A 19,304-nucleotide genomic window follows, 5' to 3' on the forward strand; every position below is an offset into this window, starting at 1 on the left:
CCTACGGCCCGCCGAGGAGCACGTCGAGGAGGGCGGCCGCGCCGGCCTTGTCGAGCGGGTTGTTCTGGTTGCCGCACTTGGGGGACTGGATGCACGACGGGCAGCCCTCGTCGCAGGCGCACGAGAGGATCGTGTCGCGGGTCGCGGTCAGCCATGCCCGGGCGGCCCCGAAGCCGCGCTCGGCGAACCCGGCACCACCCGGGTGCCCGTCGTAGACGAACACGGTGAGCCGTCCGGTGTCGGGGTGCACCGCGGTCGAGACACCGCCGATGTCCCACCGGTCGCACGTGGCGAACAGCGGCAGCAGCCCGATCGAGCAGTGCTCGGCGGCGTGTGCGGCGCCGGGCAGGTCGCGGCCCGTGAGCCCGCCCTCGGCCAGGGCGTCGTCGGGGACGGTCCACCACACGGCCGTGGTGCGCAGGGACCGCTCCGGCAGGTCCAGCGGCTCCTCGCCCAGCACGTCACCGCCGGGCTGGCGGCGCTTGAGGAACGACACCACCTGGTGGGTGACGTCGACCTCGCCGAAGGAGAGCCGGCAGTCCCCCCACGAGGCGTACTCCCGCTCGCGCACGATCGCGATGTCGGTGACCTCGCGGGCACTGGTCGAGTAGCTCGGATCCGCCCGCTCGATGACCGCCACGTGCTCCTCGAGGTCGAGCGAGCGCACCAGCCAGGTCTCGCCGCGGTGCACGTAGACGGCGCCGGCATGGGCGGTGCCGTGCGCGCTCGAGGCGTCGACGGTGCCGATCACGCGTCCGGTCTCCGCCTCCACCAGCTGGACGGGCGAGCCGCCGGTCGACCGGATGTCGGCGAGGTCGCTGGCCCGGCGGCGGTCGGTCCAGAACCAGCCGCGGGGCCGGCGGCGCAGCAGCCCGCCCTCGGTCAGCGCGTCCACCACCTCAGCGGCGGTCGGGCCGAACAACGGCAGGTCGGCCTCGGTGAGCGGTGCCTCGTACGCGGCCGCGCACAGGTGCGGGCCGAGGACGTAGGCGTTCGACGGGTCGAACACGGTCGCCTCGACCGGGGCGCCGAGCAAGGCGTCGGGGTGGCTGACCAGGTAGGTGTCCAGCGGGTCGTCACGCGCGACCAGCACGCCGAGCGCATCCTGCGCGCCCCGGCCGGCGCGGCCGACCTGCTGCCACAGCGCGGCACGGGTGCCGGGGAAGCCCGCCATCAGGACGGCGTCGAGGCCGCTGATGTCGATGCCGAGCTCGAGTGCGTTGGTCGCGGCCAGCCCCGTCAGCTCGCCGCGGCGCAGTGCCTCCTCGATCGAGCGGCGCTCCTCGGGCAGGTAGCCGCCGCGGTACGACGCCACCCGGCCGGGCAGCGAAGGGTCGACCTCGGCGAGCAGCTCGGCGGCGGTCATCGCGACCTGCTCGGCACCGCGACGCGAGCGGATGAAGGCGAGGGTGCGGATGTCCTCCGCGACCAGGTCCGCGAGCAGGTCGGCGGTCTCCGACGACGCCGCCCGGCGCACGGGGGCGCCGTTCTCGCCGGTGAAGGACGTGAACGGCGGCTCCCAGAGCACCAGGGACACCTCGCCGCGCGGCGAGGCGTCGTCGGTCACCGCGAGCACGTCGAGGCCGGTCAGCCGGTGCGCGAACACCTCCGGGTCGGCGACCGTCGCCGACGCGAGGACGAACGTCGGGGCCGCGCCGTACATCGCGCAGACCCGGCGCAGCCGGCGCAGGACGTGCGAGACGTGCGCCCCGAAGACGCCGCGGTAGTGGTGGCACTCGTCGACGACGACGTACTGGAGCGAGCCGAGGAAGGACGTCCAGCGCGCGTGTCCGGGGAGCAGCGACCGGTGCAGCATGTCGGGGTTGGTCAGGATGTACTCGGCGTGGTCGCGTGCCCAGTCCCGCTGGTCGCGGCTGCTGTCCCCGTCGTGGGTGGTGACCCGGACGTCGAGGCCGAGGGCGGAGATCCCGGCGAGCTGGTCCTGGGCGAGTGCCTTGGTGGGTGCGAGGTACAGGACGGTCGCGCCGCGCTGGCCCCGGGCGCCGCGCGAGCCACGCACGGCCGACAGCGCGGGCAGCTGGTAGCCGAGGCTCTTCCCGGACGCGGTGCCGGTCGCCATCACGACGTGCTGACCGTGGTGCGCCGCGTCCGCCGCGGCCGCCTGGTGCTCCCAGGGGCGGGAGACCCCGCGTGCCGAGAACGCCGCGACCACGTCCGGGGCCGCCCAGTCCGGCCACTCGGCGTGTCGGGCGGGGCGTGCCGGCAGCACCTCGAGGTGGCGCAGCCGGTCCTCGCGGCCGGGTACGGCGGCGAGCCGCTCGACCACGCCGGCCACGCCGAGGGGTCGGGATCCGAGCGCCGAAGTCACCTCGCCATTGTCCGCCACGGCACCGACAGGCCGGCCCGCGGGCAGCCCATGGGCAGTCGGTGGAGAGGTTCCCGGGAGCGGCGCGACCGGCCCGACTGTCCACTACTTGTGCACACAAGGGCGCGGGCGTGGTTTCATTGTGCAGGCCGGATGTCGGGGTTCACGCCGCGACGCCTCCGGCGACCTGACCAGTAGGACCGGGGAGACATAGGTGGACCTGACTCTGACGACGCGCGACGCCGGTGGCAAGACCATCGTTGCCGTCGGGGGCGAGATCGACGTCTACACGGCCCCGAAGCTGCGCGACAAGATCACCGAGCTCGTCGCGAGCGGTGTCTACGACATCGTCATCGACATGGAGGAGGTCGAGTTCCTCGACTCCACCGGCCTCGGCGTCCTCGTGGGCGGCCTGAAGAAGGTGCGCGCGCACGACGGCTCGCTCCAGCTCGTCTGCAACCAGGACCGGCTGCTCAAGATCTTCCGCATCACCGGGCTCGCGAAGGTCTTCGTGATCCACGACTCCGCCGACGCGGCGCTGGCCGGCAACTGACCTCCGCAACGGGCCCGTCGTCACCTGACGACGGGCCCGTTGCGCATTTCTCCCCCGTCACCGGACCCCTTGTGTGGGTCGGGTCACATCCCGGTGCCCACCCGGGGCGTGCCATGCGTAGACTCCGGCGCGTCCGTGAGATCTGCATCACTCCATCTCTTCCAGGAGGAAGCGCATGACGGGGATCGCTCCCGCTGTCGTCGAAGTCTCCGGAGGCAATCTCGTCCTGGTCATCGTCGTCGCACTGATCGCGCTGGGCGCGCTCGCGATGGCGGCGATGTTCCGCCAGGAAGTACTTGCCGCCGGTGAAGGCACCGACAACATGAAGAACATCGCCCAGGCGGTGCAGGAAGGTGCGAACGCCTTCCTGCAGCGGCAGTTCCGCACGCTCGCGGTCTTCGCCGCGATCGCGTTCGTCCTGCTGCTCGCGCTGCCAGCCGACGACGCCACGGTCCGGATCTTCCGCTCGGTGTTCTTCCTGGTCGGCGCCGGCTTCTCGGCCTCCGTCGGCTACCTCGGCATGTCGCTCGCGGTGAAGGCGAACCTCCGGGTCGCCGCCGCCGCGCAGGAGTCGGGCCGCGAGACCGCGATGAACATCGGCTTCCGCACGGGTGCCATGGTCGGCATGCTCACCGTCGGCCTCGGCCTGCTCGGCGCGAGCATCGTGGTGATCCTGTTCCAGGAGCACGCGCCGCACGTGCTCGAGGGCTTCGGCTTCGGCGCCGCGCTGCTCGCGATGTTCATGCGCGTGGGCGGCGGCATCTTCACCAAGGCCGCCGACGTCGGTGCCGACCTGGTCGGCAAGGTCGAGAACAACATCCCCGAGGACGACCCGCGCAACGCCGCCACCATCGCGGACAACGTCGGCGACAACGTGGGCGATTGCGCCGGCATGGCCGCGGACCTCTTCGAGTCGTACGCCGTCACGCTGGTCGCGGCGCTGATCCTCGGGTCGCAGGCGTTCGGCGACCAGGGCCTGGTGTTCCCGCTGCTGATCCCGGCCATCGGCGCACTGACCGCGGTCGCGGGCGTCTACCTGTGCAAGCCGCGCGAGGGCGAGAACGGCCTCGTCACGATCAACCGTGCCTTCTACGTCTCCGCGGCGATCGGAGCGGTCGCGAGCATCGTGCTCGCGCTGGTCTACCTGCCCACCGACTGGAACGACCTGGACAACGCCTCCGGCCAGGCCGCGGACATCGGTCCGGGCGTCTTCGCCGCCGGCGCCGTCGTCATCGGCATCGTGCTGGCCGCCGCCATCCTGGCGCTGACCGGCTACTTCACCGGCACCGACTACCGCCCGGTCAAGGACGTCGGTAAGATGTCCCTCACCGGCGCCGCCACGGTGATCCTGTCCGGCCTCTCCGTCGGCTTCGAGTCGGCCGTCTACACCGCCGGCGTGATCGGCGCCGCCGTGTTCGGTGCCGCACTGCTCGCGGGCGGCTCGACCGGCCTCGCGCTGTTCGCGGTCTCCCTGGCGGGCTGCGGCCTGCTGACGACGGTCGGCGTCATCGTCGCGATGGACACCTTCGGCCCGGTCTCCGACAACGCGCAGGGCATCGCGGAGATGTCCGGCGACGTCGACGAGCGCGGTGCGCAGATCCTCACGGAGCTCGACGCGGTCGGCAACACCACGAAGGCCATCACCAAGGGCATCGCGATCGCGACCGCCGTGCTGGCGGCGAGCGCCCTGTTCGCCTCCTACACCCAGTCGGCGTTCGAGTCCGTCCAGGAAGCCGGCGGCGGCGTCGGCGACGTGCTCGGCGACTTCCTGGTGTACGACGCCAAGCTCATCGTGGGCGCGCTGCTCGGCGCGAGCGTGGTGTTCCTGTTCTCCGGCCTCGCGATCAATGCCGTCGGCCGGGCCGCCGGCGCGGTCGTGTTCGAGGTGCGCCGCCAGTTCCGCGAGATCCCCGGGATCATGGAGGGCACCGGCCGTCCGGAGTACGGCAAGGTCGTCGACATCGTCACCCGCGACTCGCTCCGCGAGCTCGCCACGCCCGGCCTGCTGGCCATCCTGGCCCCGATCGCCGTCGGCTTCGGCCTCGGCGTGGGGCCGCTGGCCGGGTTCCTGGTCGGTGCGATCGTGACCGGCACGCTGATGGCGGTCTTCCTCGCGAACGCCGGTGGCGCGTGGGACAACGCGAAGAAGCTGGTCGAGGACGGCAACCACGGCGGCAAGGGCTCGGAGGCCCACGCCGCGACGGTCATCGGTGACACGGTCGGCGACCCGTTCAAGGACACCGCCGGTCCGTCGCTCAACCCGCTGCTCAAGGTGATGAACCTGGTCTCGCTGCTGATCGTCGCCGCGGTCGTGAAGCTGTCGGTCGGAGCGGACGAGAACGACCCGCTGCGGATCGTGATCGCGCTCGTCGCGTTCGCCGGCATCGTCGTGGCGGTCTACATCTCGAAGCGGCGCACGGTCTCGATGGGAGACGACGAGGCCGGCCAGGCCGTCCCGCCGCCGCCCCCGCCGCCGGTCCAGGCCGCTCCGCCGAGCGACCCGGCGCCCACCCAGCAGTTCGAGGCGCCGACGCAGCACTGATCGGCCCGAGCACCGGCTGACGAGACAACCTGGCCCGCCCGAGGATCCCTCGGGCGGGTCAGCTCATCTGCGGACCGTCAGCTTCACGACCTTCGACGCGGCGCCCGCCACGGTCGCGGACCCGGCGTACACGGCCTTGAGCTTGTGCGCGCCCGGCTTCAGCCCGGTCAGTTTGACGACCAGCCTGCCGTGCCTGCCCTTCGCGAACGCCGCCTTCTTCAGCAGCTTCCTGCCGTCGTAGACCTTCACGCCGCCGGTGGGCGAGCCCATGCCCGGCACCTTGAGCACCAGCTTCAGGACCGCTGCCTTGCCCTTGTCGACCGTCTTCCTCGCGAGCGAGGCGGACAGCCGCGACGCGAGCTTCGCGACGTGCACCGGCGCGGTGGTGAACTTCCCGGCCTTGTACGCCGGCCGGGTCGCGGTCACCAGGACCGTGAGGTCCTTGCCCACGTCCGCCTTGTCCACCTGGTAGGTCTGCGCCACAGCGCCGCTGATGGCGGTCCCGGCGCGCAGCCACTGGTAGGTGTACGACGGCGGCCCGGAGCCCTCGGTGCCGCCGGTCCACTGGCCGGGGTCGGCGGTGAGCAGCTTGCCCACAGCGCCGGTGCCGGTGACCCGCGGCTTCATCACGAACTGGATCGCGTCGCCGATCAGCGGCTGGACCGGGTCGCTGGTGATCGTGTTGTCCGTGAACCCGTCCTTGTGACCGGTCACCGTCACCGACACCGCGTGACCGAAGTCCGCTGCCGCCAGTGCGTACGTGGCGGCCGTGGCGCCCGCGATCGGGGCGTCGTCGCGGAGCCACTGGTACTTGCTGGTCGCATCGCTCGGGTCCCAGGTGGGCCCGGACAGCGTCAGCGTGGTCCCGACCTTCCGGGCGCCGCCGATCGTGACGTCGCCGGTCGGGCTGACCTGGGTGCCGGTGGCGAGCGGGATGTTCAGGGCATCCGTCACCACGGTGAGGCCGGGCACGCCGAGCAGCGCGCCGGTGACCTGCGCCGAGATCGCGTGACCGGCGTCCTCGAGGCCGGGCACGTAGGTCTGGCCGGTCGCGCCCGGGATCGGCGCTCCGTCGCGGAGCCACTGGTACGACGTGGTCACGCCGGGCAGGCTCCACACCGGGTCGGTCAGCGCGATCAGCTGTCCCACCTCGGCGGACGCGGGCAGGCCGAGCCCGCCGACGAGCGTGAGGATCGTGTCACCGGGGTCCCCGGGGTCCCCGGGGTCACCCGGACCGGCCGGGCCGATCACCGGGACCGCGTTGCTGGTCCACGTGCAGCCGATGGCCCCGAGCAGCGTGACCGCCTGCTGCACCTGGATCACCTGGCCGGCGTCGGAGTCCACCGGCGTGTACGACGTCCCACCGCTCCGGAACGTGGTGCCGTTGCGCAGCCACGAGACCGAGCTGCTCACCAGGCCGAGGTCCCACGTCGGAAGGTCCGCGCTCAGGAGGTCGCCGACGGAACCGGTGCCGTCGAGGGAGCCGCCCGTGCTGCGCCCGTCGCAGAGTGCGCGGGCGGAGGACGGGCCGGCCAGGCCGACGGCGAGGCCGGTGGCGATCAGGACGGACACGAGCAGGGCGCCGAGGGCGCGTGAGAACCGAAGCATGGCCGCGTGATGCCCGTCACAGGGGCTCCCCAATCTGCGGTCTGGACCATCGCTCAGGAACGCGGTCTAGTGTCGCCCCGTGAGTGCGCCGTCGATCTCGGAGCTGCCGCGTCGCCTGCGCGCGGCTCTGGTGATGGCCGGCTTCACCTACGACGGCGTCGCCGAGGTGCTGGGCCCGGTCGCGCAGGCCGCGCTGGCGCGCAACGAGACGACGCCCGGTCTCCGCCGTACGACGGGGGGCTGGCCGCTCGAGACGCTGATCCGGCTGTTCCTCCTGCAGGCGCCCGTCGAGCTCGCCGCCGCCCAACGAGCCCTGCCCGGGCTGGTCGACCAGCTGGTGGCCGAGGGCTTCCTCGAGCGGGCCGTCGGCGAGGTCGCGGCCCTGCTGGACGTGCGGCCGTACGCCGCCGACGACCAGCACCTGTGGGTGGCCAGCGACCTGACTCCCGGGCTGGACGGGGGCGCCAGCAGGGTCGGTCCCGACCACGTGCTCGGGATCAGCTCGGCGTCGACGTCACTGGCCCAGCTGACCATTCGCGACCCGGTCGAGCGCTCCCTGGACCTCGGCACGGGTTGCGGGGTCCAGGCCCTGCACCTGGCCGGGCACAGCGCGACCGTGGTCGCCACCGACGTCAACCGGCGGGCGCTGTGGCTGGCCCGGTTCAACGCCGCGCTCAACGAGGTGCCCGCGGCCGTCGACTTCCGTGAGGGCTCGTTCTTCGAGCCGGTGGCCGGCGAGCGGTTCGACCTGATCGCCACCAACCCGCCGTTCGTGATCTCGCCGGCGACCGACGAGCGCCTCGTCTACCGAGACTCGGGGCTGCCGGGCGACCGGGTCGTCGAGGACATCGTGCGGGGCGCCCCGGACCACCTCGCCGACGGCGGCTGGTGCCAGGTGCTCGCCAACTGGGTGATCGCCCGGGGCGTCCCGTGGGACGAGCGGCTCGCCGGCTGGGTCCCCGAGGGCACCGACGCCTACGTCGTGCAGCGCGAGGTGGTCGACCCCGCGGCGTACGTGGAGCTCTGGCTCAAGGACGCCGGCCTGCACGGCTCGGTGGACTACCTGGTCCGCTACGACACCTGGCTGTCCTGGTTCGAGGAGCAGCGCATCGAGGCCGTCGGCTTCGGCTGGATCAACCTGCACCGCACGGGCTCCTCGGGGCGCGAGCTCCTGGAGTGGCCGTACGACGTCGAGCAGCCGATCGCGCCCGCGATCCGCGACTGGGCCCGGGCCGCCGCCACCCCGGTCGACCTCGACGCGCGGCTGATCGCGCGCACCGACGTGCGCCAGGAGACGCTGGGGCCGCCGGGCGCCGAGGACCCGGAGACGGTGCTGTTGCGCCAGCAACGCGGCTTCCGGCGGGCCCGCCGGGCGGACACGGTGGAGGCGGCGCTGGTGGGCGCGTGCGACGGCGAGCTCACCGTCGGCCAGATCCTCGACGCGATCGCGCAGCTGCTCGGCCTCGACCCCGCCGGGACCCGGGAGCGCTACCTGCCGGTGGCCCGCGAGCTGGTCGCCGAGGGGTTCCTCACCGCTCGCTGAGCGGCCGCCCGGGAATGGCTTTCGCGCGGTTCGCGCTACCGTGTCCAGCCGTACGTCAGAAAACACCCCAGGAGACAGAGGACCAGTGGCCCACAAGTTGGTGATCGTCGAATCCCCGGCGAAGGCCCGCACGATCGGCGGGTACCTCGGCCAGGGGTACGTCGTCGAGTCCTCCATCGGCCACATCCGCGACCTCCCGAACAGCGCCGCCGACACCCCGTCGAAGATCAAGGACAAGCCGTGGGGCCGCCTGGCGGTCGACGTCGACAACGGCTTCGAGCCCTACTACGTGGTGCCGCGGGACAAGAAGTCCCACATCTCCAAGCTGAAGTCGCTGCTCAAGGACGCCGACGAGCTCTACCTCGCGACCGATGAGGACCGCGAGGGCGAGGCGATCGCCTGGCACCTGCTCGACGAGCTCAAGCCCAAGAACATCCCGGTCAAGCGGATGGTCTTCCACGAGATCACCAAGCCCGCGATCCTCGCCGCCGCGGAGAACCCCCGCGAGCTCGACATGGACCTCGTCGAGGCCCAGGAGGCGCGCCGCATCCTGGACCGCCTCTACGGCTACGAGGTCAGCCCGGTCCTCTGGAAGAAGGTCATGTCCGGCCTCTCCGCCGGCCGTGTGCAGTCGGTGGCCACCCGGCTGGTCGTCGACCGGGAGCGCGAGCGGATGCAGTTCCGCCTCGCGTCGTACTGGGACCTCGAGGGCACCTTCGACGCCGGCGCCGCGCACGACCAGCGGATGTTCCCCGCCAAGCTGCACTCCGTCGACGAGGTGCGGGTCGCGCGCGGCTCGGACTTCGGCCAGGACGGCGTGCTCAAGGCGAACGCGAACGTCGTGCACCTCGACCGGGCCCGCGCGGAGGCGCTGGCGGCGGCCCTCCAGGACACGACCTTCGACGTCCGCTCGGTCGAGGCGAAGCCCTACCGGCGCTCGCCGTACGCACCGTTCCGCACCACCACGCTCCAGCAGGAGGCCAGCCGCAAGCTCGGCATGAGCGCCTCGGTGACGATGTCGGTCGCGCAGCGGCTGTACGAGAACGGCTTCATCACCTACATGCGTACCGACTCCACCACCCTCTCCGGCGGCGCGGTCGGCGCGGCCCGCGCGCAGGTCCGGGAGCTGTACGGCGCCGAGTACCTGCCCGACGCCCCGCGGGTCTACGCCAGCAAGGTCAAGAACGCGCAGGAGGCGCACGAGGCGATCCGGCCCGCCGGTGACAGCTTCCGGACGCCCGCGCAGACCGGCCTCACCGGCGAGCAGTTCCGGCTCTACGAGCTGATCTGGATGCGGACCGTCGCCTCGCAGATGAAGGACGCGGTAGGCCAGTCCGTCTCGATCCGGATCGGCGGCGCCGCGGCGTCCGGCGAGGACGTGGTGTTCTCCGCGACCGGCCGGGTCATCACCTTCCACGGGTTCCTCAAGGCGTACGTCGAGGGCACCGACGAGGGCGCCCAGAAGGACGACGCCGAGACCCGGCTGCCGAACCTCGTCGAGGGCGACGCCGTCAACGCCGCCTCGATCACCGCGAGCGGCCACGAGACCAAGCCGCCGTCGCGCTACACCGAGGCCACGCTGATCAAGGAGCTCGAGGACCGGGAGATCGGCCGGCCCTCGACGTACGCCTCCATCATCGGCACCATCCTCAACCGCGGCTACGTCTACAAGAAGGGCACCGCGCTGGTGCCGGCGTGGCTGGCGTTCTCGGTGACCCGGCTGCTCGAGGAGCACTTCCCGCGGCAGGTGTCCTACGAGTTCACCGCGGGCATGGAGGACGTGCTCGACGAGATCGCCGGCGGCCGCAAGGACCGCAACACCGAGCTCGCCGAGTTCTACTACGGCTCGGACACCGTGACCGGTCTCAAGCCGCTGGTCGACGGGCTCGGTGACATCGATGCCCGTGAGCTGGCGACCTTCCCGATCGGCGACGCGGACTCCGGCATCCACCTGCGGGTCGGCCGCTACGGTCCGTATCTCGAGGGTCCCGACGACGAGGGCACGCCGTACGCCGTCCGCGCCAACGTGCCCGACGACCTGCCGCCGGACGAGCTCACGGTCGCCAAGGCCAAGGAGCTGCTGGCCAACCCGGCCGGCGAGGAGATCCAGCTCGGGGTGCACCCGGAGTCCGGCCTGGAGATCGTGGCGAAGAACGGCCGGTTCGGGCCGTACGTCACCGAGGTACTGCCGGAGGATGCGCCCAAGAGCGCCCGGCCGCGCACCGGCTCGCTGTTCAAGTCGATGTCGCTCGACACGATCACGCTCGACGACGCGTTGAAGCTGCTCTCCCTGCCCCGCGTGGTCGGCACCGCCGAGGACGGCGAGGAGATCACCGCGCAGAACGGCCGCTACGGGCCCTACCTGAAGAAGGGCACCGACTCCCGCTCCCTGGCGTCCGAGGACCAGCTGCTCACCATCGGCCTCGACGAGGCGCTGCGGATCTACGCCCAGCCGAAGCAGCGCGGGCGCGCCGCGGCCGCCGCGCCGCTCAAGGAGCTCGGCGTCGACCCCGTCTCGAAGCAACCGGTCGTGGTCAAGGCCGGCCGGTTCGGCGAGTACGTCACCGACGGCGAGTACAACGCGACCCTCCGCAAGGACGACTCGGTCGACGCGATCACGCTCGAGCGCGCGGCCGAGCTGCTGGCCGAGCGTCGAGCCAAGGGCCCCGCCAAGAAGGCGGCGAAGAAGACCGCGAAGAAGAGTCCGGCCCGGAAGACCGCGAAGAAGGCCACCAAGAAGACCACGAAGGCTGCCGCCAAGAAGTCGTGAGTGCCGGCCGCGCCGATGGGTACCCCGGGGCATGGTCGATTCAGCTGAGGGTCGTAGGCGCCTCCTGTTGCTCGTGGTCCTCGGCATCATCGTGCTGGTCGTCGCGGCGTACCTGGTGATCGCGCAGGTCGAGGGCGACCACACCGACCAGATCGACCCGCAGAACGGCGACTCCGCCCCCAGCCTGGTCCGCTGAGCCGGCGGCCGGCCGACCCGCGGTGGAATCCGTCGGCGGTGCCCCGTAGGTTCTCCGCGTGAGCACGGGACCCGGGGTGTACGCCGACACCGGCGTGTTCGTGTGCTTCGAGGGCGGCGACGGCTCGGGCAAGTCCACCCAGTCCGAGCGCCTCGCCACCTGGCTGGAGGAGGAGGGCTACGTCGCCCTGCTGACCTTCGAGCCCGGTGACACCGAGGTCGGGCGCAAGCTCCGGACCATCGTGCTCAGCCCCGAGACCGGGGAGATCTCCGACCGCACCGAGGCGCTGCTCTACGCCGCCGACAAGTCCGAGCACGTCGACTCCGTCGTGCAGCCGGCACTGGACCGCGGCGAGGTCGTCATCACCGACCGGTACGTCGACTCGATGCTGGCCTACCAGGGCACCGGCCGGGCGCTCGCGCTCGACGAGGTCGAGCAGGTCGCGCGGTGGGCGACCCACGACCTGCGGCCGCACCTGACCGTGGTGCTCGACCTCGAGCCCGCGCACGGGCTGGGCCGCTTCGAGGAGCGGGACCGGATCGAGGGCGAGTCGCTGGAGTTCCACCAGCGGGTCCGGGAGAGCTTCCTGCGGATGGCGGACGCCGACCCCGACCACTACCTCGTGCTCGACGCCCGGGCCGACCTCGACGAGATCACCGCCCAGGTCCGGAAGGCCGTCGTACCCCTGCTGGCCCAGGCGGTCAGGCGGTGACCGTCTGGGACGGGCTGGTCGGCCAGCCGAAGGTGATCGAGGCGTTGAAGGCCGCCGCCTCGGGCCACGGGATGAGCCACGCCTTCCTCTTCACCGGCCCTCCGGGGTCGGGGCGCTCGAACGCCGCGGTCGCGTTCGCCGCTGCGCTCCAGTGTGAGCAGGACCCGCCCGGGTGCGGCACCTGCCACGCCTGCCACACGGTGCTCGCCGGCTCGCACGCCGATGTCAGCACGGTCCGCACCGAGGGCCTGTCGATCGGCATCAAGGAGGTGCGCGACCTGGTCCGCCGCTCCGCGCTCGCGCCGGTGGGCAGGCGCTGGCAGATCGTGATCGTCGAGGACGCCGACCGCGTCACGGAGCCGGCGTTCAACGCGCTGCTGAAGGCCATCGAGGAGCCGGCGGAGCGGACCGTGTGGATGCTCTGCACGCCCACGGTCGAGGACGTGCTGCCCACGATCCGCTCGCGCTGCCGGCTGGTCTCGCTGACCACGCCGACCGCCGACGACGTCGCGGACTTCCTGGTCCGCACCGACGGTGTCGACGGCGCGCTCGCGTCGTACGCCGCGCGCGCCAGCCAGGGCCACATCGGTCGTGCCCGCGCGCTGGCCCGCGACGACGAGACCCGCAACCGGCGCCGCGAGGTGGTGGCGATCCCCGCGCAGCTGACCTCGCTCGGTCGCTGCATGCAGGCCGCGTCCCGGCTGACCGAGGTCGCCAAGGAGGAGGCCGACGCGATCACGGTCGAGCTCGACGCCCGCGAGAAGTCCCAGCTCGACACGGCGTACGGCGTGGTCGAGCGCGGCCGCCGGCCCCGCGAGTACGCCCCCGCCCTGCGTGACCTCGAGCAGGACCAGAAGCGGCGCGCCAAGCGCCGCCAGCTCGACGTCGTCGACCGCGGCCTGATGGACCTCGTGTCGGTCTACCGGGACGCGATCGCGGTCTCCGCCGGCGCACCCGGCCAGCTCGTCAACGAGGAGATCCGCGCGGACGTCGAGCTCCTCGCGCGGGTGTCGCCGCCGGAGACCAACCTCCGGCGGATCTCCGCGATCTTCGAGGCCCGCGAGCAGATGCTCGAGTTCAACGTGCAGCCCGCGCTGGCCCTCGAGTCGATGATGGTGGCGCTCGTCGCTCCCGAGGCCCGGACCAGGTGAGGCGGCTGGTCGTCGCGCTCGTCGTGATCGCGCTGGTGTTGGGCGCCGGCGTGGTGACGGCGATCGTGGAGGTCGGTGACCGCGGCTCGGCGACCGCGGTCCCGACCACCGCTCCGGAGCCCGGTGCGCAGCGGCCGCCGGAGGCCGCGCTCGCGCCGTACTACACCCAGCAGCTGTCCTGGTCGCAGTGCCGGGACGGGGACTTGTGCTCGACGCTGACCGTGCCGCTGGACTACCACCACCCGGACGGCGACACGATCGGCCTCGCGCTGCTGATGGTGCCGGCCGCGGACCCGGGGCACCGGATCGGCTCGCTCGTGGTGAACCCGGGTGGCCCGGGTGCGTCCGGCACGGACTACGCCGCCAACGCCTCGTCGGTCTTCCGGCAGCCGATCCTCGACGTGTACGACGTCGTCGGCTTCGACCCGCGCGGCACCAGCGGCAGCGACCCGGTCGACTGCCTCAGCGACGGCGAGCTCGACCAGTACGTCGCCGAGGACCCGGACCCGGACACCTACGCCGAGACCGTGCAGTACCTGCACTGGGTCGACGAGCTCGGCCGCGGCTGCGAGGAGCGCTCCGGCGAGCTCGCCGCCCACGTCACCACGGTCGAGGCGGCTCGCGACATGGACGTGCTGCGAGCTGCCCTGGGCGAGTCCCGGATGGCCTACTTCGGCGCGTCGTACGGCACCAAGCTCGGCGCGACGTACGCCGACCTGTTCCCCGACCGGGTCGGCCGGCTGGTGCTCGACGGCGCGGTCGACCTCTCGATCAGCTCCCGGCAGCTGAGCCTCGAGCAGGCCGCCGGCTTCGAGACCGCGCTCCGCGCGTACGTCTCCGACTGCGTCGACCGGGGCGACTGCTTCCTCGGCGCCTCGCTCGAGGACGGGCTGGCGAGGATCAGGGGACTTCTCGACTCGGTCGACGCGAGCCCGCTGCCGACCGACGACGGCGACCGCCAGCTGGAGGTCGGCAACGCGTTCTACGGCGTCGTGCTGCCCCTCTACAACCGCGACTACTGGCAGTACCTCGACCAGGCGCTGCAGCAGGCCTTCAGCGGGGACGGCACGCTGCTGCTGCGCTTCTCCGACCTCTACAACTCGCGCGGTGCCGACGGCTACACCGACAACAGCACCGAGGCGCTGTACGCGATCAACTGCCTCGACGACCCCTACGCGATCGCCGCGAGCGAGGTGCCGGCCAACCGGGCGGACTTCGAGAAGGCATCCCCGACGTTCGGCCGCGTGTTCGCCTGGGGGCTGACGACGTGCGACGGCATCCGGGTGCAGGCCACCGAGCACGACCGGAGGATCGACGCGAAGGGTGCGGCGCCGATCGTCGTCGTCGGCACGACCCGGGACCCGGCCACGCCGTACGAATGGGCCGTCCACCTCGCCGACCAGCTGGACTCCGCGGTGCTGGTGAGCCGCGACGGCGACGGCCACACCGGCTACAACGCCGGCAACACCTGTGTCGACACCGCGGTCGAGGACTACCTGGTCGACGGCACCGTTCCGGAGGACGGCCTCAGCTGCTGATGCTCGCCGCTCTCAGCGCAGCATCCTGGCCAGGCCGAGCACGCCCGAGCCGACCAGCTCCAGCCAGCTGAATGAGTCGTCCCACAGCACGATCTTCCCGTCGCGCACCTCGAAGGTCCCGCGGACGCCGAACGACGTCTTCCACGGCCCGGCGCTGATCACGTCGGTGCGGTCGGTGAGCACCACGTCACCGTCCGCGGCGACGTGCTTCCACCGGACGTCGAAGCCGATGCCGCGGCTCTCCATGTCGCGCAGCATCGTCCGCACGCGTTCGCCCTGGAACGCCGGCAGTCCGGTGTTGCGCCACACCACCGCGTCGTCGAGGAGCGCGAGGGCGGCATCGGTCTCCTTCCGCGCGAGGTGCTCGAGGAAGCTGCGTACGACGAGGTCCGGTGTCGAGGTGTTCATGCTTCGACCGTAGCGCCGCCCCGGGGACGGATCGGCTCGGCGATCGCCTGGATGCGCCTGGTCGCGAGCTCGATCATCAGCTCGGCGGCGGGGGACAGGGTCGCCCCGGCGCGGTGCACGATCGCGAACGTGTCGTACTGGCGGGGCCGGAGCGGGACCCAGCCGGCCTTCGGGGCCAGCCGGGGCAGCAGCTGGCGGGCCGCGCCCCGCGGGACGATCGTGTCGGCGTACCCCAGTCCCACCAGCTCGACCGCGGTCTCGATGTCCTCGACCTCGATCCGGGTCTGCGGGTTGCGACCGGTGGCGTGCAGCATCTGGCGCAGGGTCTGGCGGGTCGAGTCGGTGGCGCGGAACGTGGTCTCCGACATGACCAGCGAGCTCTGGGCCAGCCGGCTCGCCGTGACCGGCCCCGTCAGGTTGGCCGGGTCCGCGCTCACGTACACGAGCTCCTCGCGGGCGACGGGCGTGATCGTCAGCCCCTCGCTCGCGATCGTCGAGACGGCGAGCATCGCCGCCTCGAGCCGGCCGCGACGCAGCTCCTCGGCGACCTCGGTGGAGTTCTGGCCGATCAGCTCGACCCGCACCCCGGGGTAGCGCGCGAGGACGTCGGCGATCAGCCCCGCCCCGGCGTACAGGCGGGCGATGCCGAACATGCCGAACCGGATGGTGCCGGTCTCCAGCGACTTCGCGCTGCGTGCGGCGTCCTGGGCCTCGCGCACCGCGGCCAGCACCTTCTCCGCGTGCGGGCGCAGCGTGTCGGCCACCGTCGTCGGGACGACACCGCGGCCCACCCGGCGGAAGAGCTGGACGCCGAGCGACTTCTCCAGGGACCGGATCTGCTCGGACACCGACGGCTGGGCGTACCCCAGCTCCTCGGCGGCGGCGGTCAACGACCCGTGCTCGTAGGTGGCCAGGAAGCAGGTGAGCTGATGCAGCGAGAGCATCGGCGAAGGCATAGGCATATCCTAGATTTTGTGAAGGAAAGCAAGGCTATCCCTTTGTCTTCTACTGACGGACCATGGAGGGGTACCCGTCCGCTGTCCTCGAGGGAGGTCACCATGTTCGACCACCACTGCACCGCCTGCGCCCAGCGCCAGCTGATCTTCCCGAGCCAGATCACCGGCGTGGCCAACACCGACCACGGCATCGTCGTGAGCTTCACCTGCGCGTGCGGCGCCGGCCAGACGATGCTCACCGGCCGCAGGAAGGCGTCGACCGAGAAGGTCACGCTCGCGGCCTGAGCCAGAACCGCCCGGACGCCGGTCCCGATGCCGTTTTCGCGCACCGGACCGGCGTCCGTATACTTCCTCGGGTTGCCCGGACCGGACCACTCCGGACTCCGGGCAGTGCGCCGCCTTAGCTCAGTCGGTAGAGCGATTCACTCGTAATGAATAGGTCGTCGGTTCGATTCCGACAGGCGGCTCCAACTCGTGGATGACCCCGGGTCGTCCTGCCGAGCGGCTCGGGCTCGTGCGCTAGGCGCGGGCTCCGTGCGCAGGCGCGGATCCAGCTGCCCACGAGGTCACGCTGCTGCTCAGCCGCCTCCGGTGGCCAGGCGCATGAGGTCGGTGTCGAAGTCGACATCGGCGTCAGAGCGTTCCGCGCGGCTCGCGTTCCCGCCGAACTGGTGCTGGTGACCAGCCCAGTTCTCGTCGGCTATCGCCCGTGCGACGTCGCTGCGGACCAGGAGCGTGAGCTCGGTGGCCGCACGAGCGATCCGATTGCCCAGGTCGCTCGCGCCCCAGTCCTCGGGCGCTGCGTAGACGGACGTAGGCGTCGGGATGGCCCGAAGGAAGGCGAACAGCGGTCGCAGCTGTTCGTCGACGACCATTGCGTGTCGCGGGGAGCCCCCGGTCGCAGCCAGGACGACGGGCTTGGCGATGAGCAGGTCGTTGTCGATCAGGTCGGCGAAGGACTTGAACAGACCGCTGATCCCGGCCTTGTAGACCGGCGCGCTGGCCACGATCGCGTCTGCCTTGGCGAGCAGGTCGAGGGCTTCCTGGACAGCCTCGGTCGGGAATCCGGCTACCAGGGAGCGGGCGATGTCGACCGCGATCGGGGCCAGGTCGATGACGCTCACCGTGACAGGCGTGCCGGATGCCCGGAGGGTGTCGACGGCTCGCTGGGCGATCCGGTCGGCCAGCAGCCTGGTCGACGAGGGGGTGCTGACGCCCGCGCTGACCACGACAACAGCGACGGGGCTCGGCGGGGCGGCTGGGGTGGTGGTGGCGTTCACGTGCGGTTCCTCTGGGGTTCGTGACTGGCGTCGGCCGCGGCCAGCAGCGCGGTGCTGAGTTCCAGCAGGGTGGCGAGCTGGTCGGCGTCCAGTGCCCGGGTCATCGCTTCGGTGACCTGGCGAGCGTGTGCTCGTCCCAGCCGGCGCTGTGTCTCGGTGCCGGCGGCCGTGAGCCGGATGCGGTAGGCGCGGGCGTCGTGGGGGTCGTTGCTGCGCTCGACCAGGCCGCGGCGCTCCAGCCGGGCGACCAGCCGCGAGATGCCTGCCTGGGTCAGCAGGACGTCGTCGCAGAGCTCCGTCATGCGCAGGCCGTTCCGGGCGCTGGCCAGCGCGTAGAGGACGCCGTACTCGCGCGGGAGGAGATCGCCCCAGTCGCCCTCCCGCTCGAACTCGAGCGCGAGGGTCGACTGGGCGCGGAACATCGCCTCCCAGGCCTGGTTGGCGAGCCGGATCTGTCGAGCGTCCATCACACGACCTCCGGGAACCGGGCCTCGACGCCCGCGTCGCTGTCCTGGTACGGCGAGGTGCCGGACAGGTTGTCGCCCCGGTTCGGGTTCGGGCGCGGCTGCCGCGGCTGGGCGTCGCCGTACTTGGCGCTCACGAGGGACGCGTGCGTGGGGGCCTCGGGGACGTCGGGGGCGCGTCGGGCCGCCAGCTCCCGTCGCAGCACCGGGACCACCTCGGTGCCGAGCAGCTCGACCTGCTCCAAGGCGACGGCGACCGGGAGCGAGAGTCCGTCGACCGCGAACAGCTGCCGCTGGTAGTCGCCGAAGCCCTCCTGGAACGTCATCACCTTGTCGATGACCTGCTGCGGGCTGCCCACCGTGAGCGGTGTGGCGGCCATGTGGTCCTCGAGGCGGGAGCCGCGGAAGACCGGGTAGTTCTCGAAGTAGGGCTTGAACTGGCGCACCGCGTCCTGGGAGTTCTTCGCGATGAAGGACATCCCGCCGAGCCCGACGATCGCCTGCGCGGCGGTTCCGTGACCGTAGTGCCCGAACCGGCGCCGGTACAGGTCGACCAGAGGCTTGAAGTGGAAGTGCGGTGCCAGCACGTGGTTGGCGAAGAAGCCGTTGCCGTAGAACGCAGCCTGCTCGGCGATCTCCGGGGTCCGGATCGACCCGTGCCAGACGAACGGGGGCACGTCGTCCAGCGGCCGCGGCGTCGAGGTGAAGCCCTGCAGCGGAGTCCGGAACCGGCCCTCCCAGTCGACGACGTCCTCGCGCCACAGCCGGTGCAGCAGGTTGTAGTTCTCCAGCGCCAGCGCGACGCCCTGCCGGATGTCCTTGCCGAACCACGGGTAGACCGGCACGGTGTTCCCGCGCCCGACCATCAGGTCGAGCCGGCCCTGCGCGACGTGCTGCAGCATCGCGTAGTCCTCGGCCACCTTGACCGGGTCATTGGTGGTCATCAGCGTGACCGACGTGCTCAGCATGATCCGCTGGGTCAGGGCCGCGATGTAGGCGAGAAGCGTGGTGGGCGAGGACGGTACGAACGGCGGGTTGTGGTGCTCGCCGAGCGCGAAGACGTCCAGGCCGACGTCGTCGGCGCGCTGGGCGACCGCGACGATGTTGCGGATCCGCTCGGCCTCGCTCTGGGTGTAGCCGGTGCCCGGCTCCGGGGCGATGTCGCCCACGCTGAAGATGCCGAACTGCATGATGTGCTCCTCCCGCGCGTCAGCAAGATGCTTGACTGTGCATGCAGTTGAACAACATGACTGCGCA

16 protein-coding genes and 1 tRNA gene are annotated in these 19,304 nt (G+C 71.7%); 10 read left to right on the forward strand and 7 right to left on the reverse strand.

Annotated elements, in window-relative coordinates:
- Position 1: 1 nt before the first annotated feature.
- Positions 2-2,329, reverse strand: a complete 2,328-nt coding sequence (locus N538_RS0119575) for a DEAD/DEAH box helicase (protein WP_081790626.1) — start codon at positions 2,327-2,329, stop codon at positions 2-4.
- Positions 2,330-2,540: 211 nt separating this feature from the next.
- Between N538_RS0119575 and N538_RS0119580 the strand changes: the two genes are divergently transcribed.
- Together N538_RS0119580 and N538_RS0119585 are read left to right on the forward strand one after the other, a co-directional pair.
- Positions 2,541-2,879, forward strand: coding sequence for an STAS domain-containing protein (locus N538_RS0119580; protein ID WP_028638704.1), 339 nt, complete (start codon positions 2,541-2,543; stop codon positions 2,877-2,879).
- 175 nt (positions 2,880-3,054) lie between these two features.
- Positions 3,055-5,421 carry a sodium-translocating pyrophosphatase gene (locus N538_RS0119585; protein ID WP_028638705.1) on the forward strand — a complete coding sequence of 789 codons (2,367 nt, stop codon included), beginning with the start codon at positions 3,055-3,057 and terminating at the stop codon, positions 5,419-5,421.
- Between the two features lie 63 nt (positions 5,422-5,484).
- Here the strand turns inward: N538_RS0119585 and N538_RS0119590 are convergent, their stop codons facing one another.
- Positions 5,485-7,029 (reverse strand): Ig-like domain repeat protein, encoded by a 1,545-nt coding sequence (locus tag N538_RS0119590; protein ID WP_028638706.1) that lies wholly within the window; start codon positions 7,027-7,029, stop codon positions 5,485-5,487.
- Between the two features lie 79 nt (positions 7,030-7,108).
- On the opposite strand from N538_RS0119590, the gene N538_RS0119595 reads away from it, so the two are divergent.
- From N538_RS0119595 to N538_RS0119620, 6 genes are all read left to right on the forward strand, one after another.
- A complete protein-coding gene (locus N538_RS0119595; protein ID WP_028638707.1) occupies positions 7,109-8,572 on the forward strand; it encodes a DUF7059 domain-containing protein in 1,464 nt (487 codons plus the stop codon).
- Between the two features lie 85 nt (positions 8,573-8,657).
- A complete protein-coding gene (topA, locus tag N538_RS0119600) occupies positions 8,658-11,342 on the forward strand; it encodes a type I DNA topoisomerase (RefSeq protein ID WP_028638708.1) in 2,685 nt (894 codons plus the stop codon).
- Positions 11,343-11,409: 67 nt separating this feature from the next.
- Positions 11,410-11,538: a hypothetical protein gene (locus N538_RS29555; protein WP_269320362.1), complete on the forward strand. Its 129-nt coding sequence runs from the start codon at positions 11,410-11,412 to the stop codon at positions 11,536-11,538.
- Positions 11,539-11,596: 58 nt separating this feature from the next.
- Entirely contained in the window at positions 11,597-12,250 is a 654-nt protein-coding gene (tmk, locus tag N538_RS0119610) for a dTMP kinase (protein ID WP_028638709.1), read from the forward strand.
- Positions 12,247-13,401 carry a DNA polymerase III subunit delta' gene (locus N538_RS0119615; RefSeq protein ID WP_028638710.1) on the forward strand — a complete coding sequence of 385 codons (1,155 nt, stop codon included), beginning with the start codon at positions 12,247-12,249 and terminating at the stop codon, positions 13,399-13,401. Before tmk ends, N538_RS0119615 begins: the two co-directional genes overlap by 4 nt.
- Positions 13,398-14,939, forward strand: a complete 1,542-nt coding sequence (locus N538_RS0119620; RefSeq protein ID WP_028638711.1) for an alpha/beta hydrolase — start codon at positions 13,398-13,400, stop codon at positions 14,937-14,939. The genes N538_RS0119615 and N538_RS0119620 overlap by 4 nt, the downstream gene beginning before the upstream one ends.
- A gap of 12 nt (positions 14,940-14,951) precedes the next feature.
- On the opposite strand, the gene N538_RS0119625 is transcribed toward N538_RS0119620, so the two are convergent.
- Positions 14,952-15,347, reverse strand: coding sequence for a limonene-1,2-epoxide hydrolase family protein (locus N538_RS0119625; RefSeq protein ID WP_028638712.1), 396 nt, complete (start codon positions 15,345-15,347; stop codon positions 14,952-14,954).
- A complete protein-coding gene (locus N538_RS0119630; protein ID WP_231496278.1) occupies positions 15,344-16,303 on the reverse strand; it encodes a LysR family transcriptional regulator in 960 nt (319 codons plus the stop codon). Before N538_RS0119630 ends, N538_RS0119625 begins: the two co-directional genes overlap by 4 nt.
- Positions 16,304-16,405: 102 nt before the next feature.
- Here N538_RS0119630 and N538_RS0119635 point away from each other — a divergent pair, with 102 nt between their 5' ends.
- Together N538_RS0119635 and N538_RS0119640 are read left to right on the forward strand one after the other, a co-directional pair.
- A complete protein-coding gene (locus N538_RS0119635) occupies positions 16,406-16,588 on the forward strand; it encodes a hypothetical protein (RefSeq protein WP_028638714.1) in 183 nt (60 codons plus the stop codon).
- A 109-nt stretch (positions 16,589-16,697) separates the two neighbouring features.
- Positions 16,698-16,773, forward strand: a tRNA-Thr gene (locus tag N538_RS0119640).
- Between the two features lie 108 nt (positions 16,774-16,881).
- On the opposite strand, the gene N538_RS0119645 is transcribed toward N538_RS0119640, so the two are convergent.
- The 3 genes from N538_RS0119645 to N538_RS0119655 are packed head-to-tail and all read right to left on the reverse strand — an operon-like array spanning position 16,882 to position 19,237.
- A complete protein-coding gene (locus N538_RS0119645; protein ID WP_051549458.1) occupies positions 16,882-17,583 on the reverse strand; it encodes a CE1759 family FMN reductase in 702 nt (233 codons plus the stop codon).
- Positions 17,580-18,050, reverse strand: coding sequence for a MarR family winged helix-turn-helix transcriptional regulator (locus tag N538_RS26360; RefSeq protein WP_036571339.1), 471 nt, complete (start codon positions 18,048-18,050; stop codon positions 17,580-17,582). Before N538_RS26360 ends, N538_RS0119645 begins: the two co-directional genes overlap by 4 nt.
- Positions 18,050-19,237, reverse strand: coding sequence for a CE1758 family FMN-dependent luciferase-like monooxygenase (locus N538_RS0119655; RefSeq protein WP_028638716.1), 1,188 nt, complete (start codon positions 19,235-19,237; stop codon positions 18,050-18,052). Before N538_RS0119655 ends, N538_RS26360 begins: the two co-directional genes overlap by 1 nt.
- Positions 19,238-19,304: the final 67 nt, after the last annotated feature.

This window comes from Nocardioides sp. URHA0032 (genome assembly GCF_000620645.1).
Lineage (GTDB): Bacteria > Actinomycetota > Actinomycetes > Propionibacteriales > Nocardioidaceae > Nocardioides.

Bases quoted from the DNA above. Each gene is read 5' to 3' on its own strand.
- N538_RS0119585 (WP_028638705.1), top strand. From the start codon at position 3,055: ATGACGGGGATCGCTCCCGCTGTCGTCGAAGTCTCCGGAGGCAATCTC.
- N538_RS0119590 (WP_028638706.1), bottom strand. From the start codon at position 7,029: ATGCTTCGGTTCTCACGCGCCCTCGGCGCCCTGCTCGTGTCCGTCCTG.
- N538_RS0119625 (WP_028638712.1), bottom strand. From the start codon at position 15,347: ATGAACACCTCGACACCGGACCTCGTCGTACGCAGCTTCCTCGAGCAC.
- N538_RS0119630 (WP_231496278.1), bottom strand. From the start codon at position 16,303: ATGCCTTCGCCGATGCTCTCGCTGCATCAGCTCACCTGCTTCCTGGCC.
- N538_RS0119635 (WP_028638714.1), top strand. From the start codon at position 16,406: ATGTTCGACCACCACTGCACCGCCTGCGCCCAGCGCCAGCTGATCTTC.
- N538_RS26360 (WP_036571339.1), bottom strand. From the start codon at position 18,050: ATGGACGCTCGACAGATCCGGCTCGCCAACCAGGCCTGGGAGGCGATG.
- N538_RS0119655 (WP_028638716.1), bottom strand. From the start codon at position 19,237: ATGCAGTTCGGCATCTTCAGCGTGGGCGACATCGCCCCGGAGCCGGGC.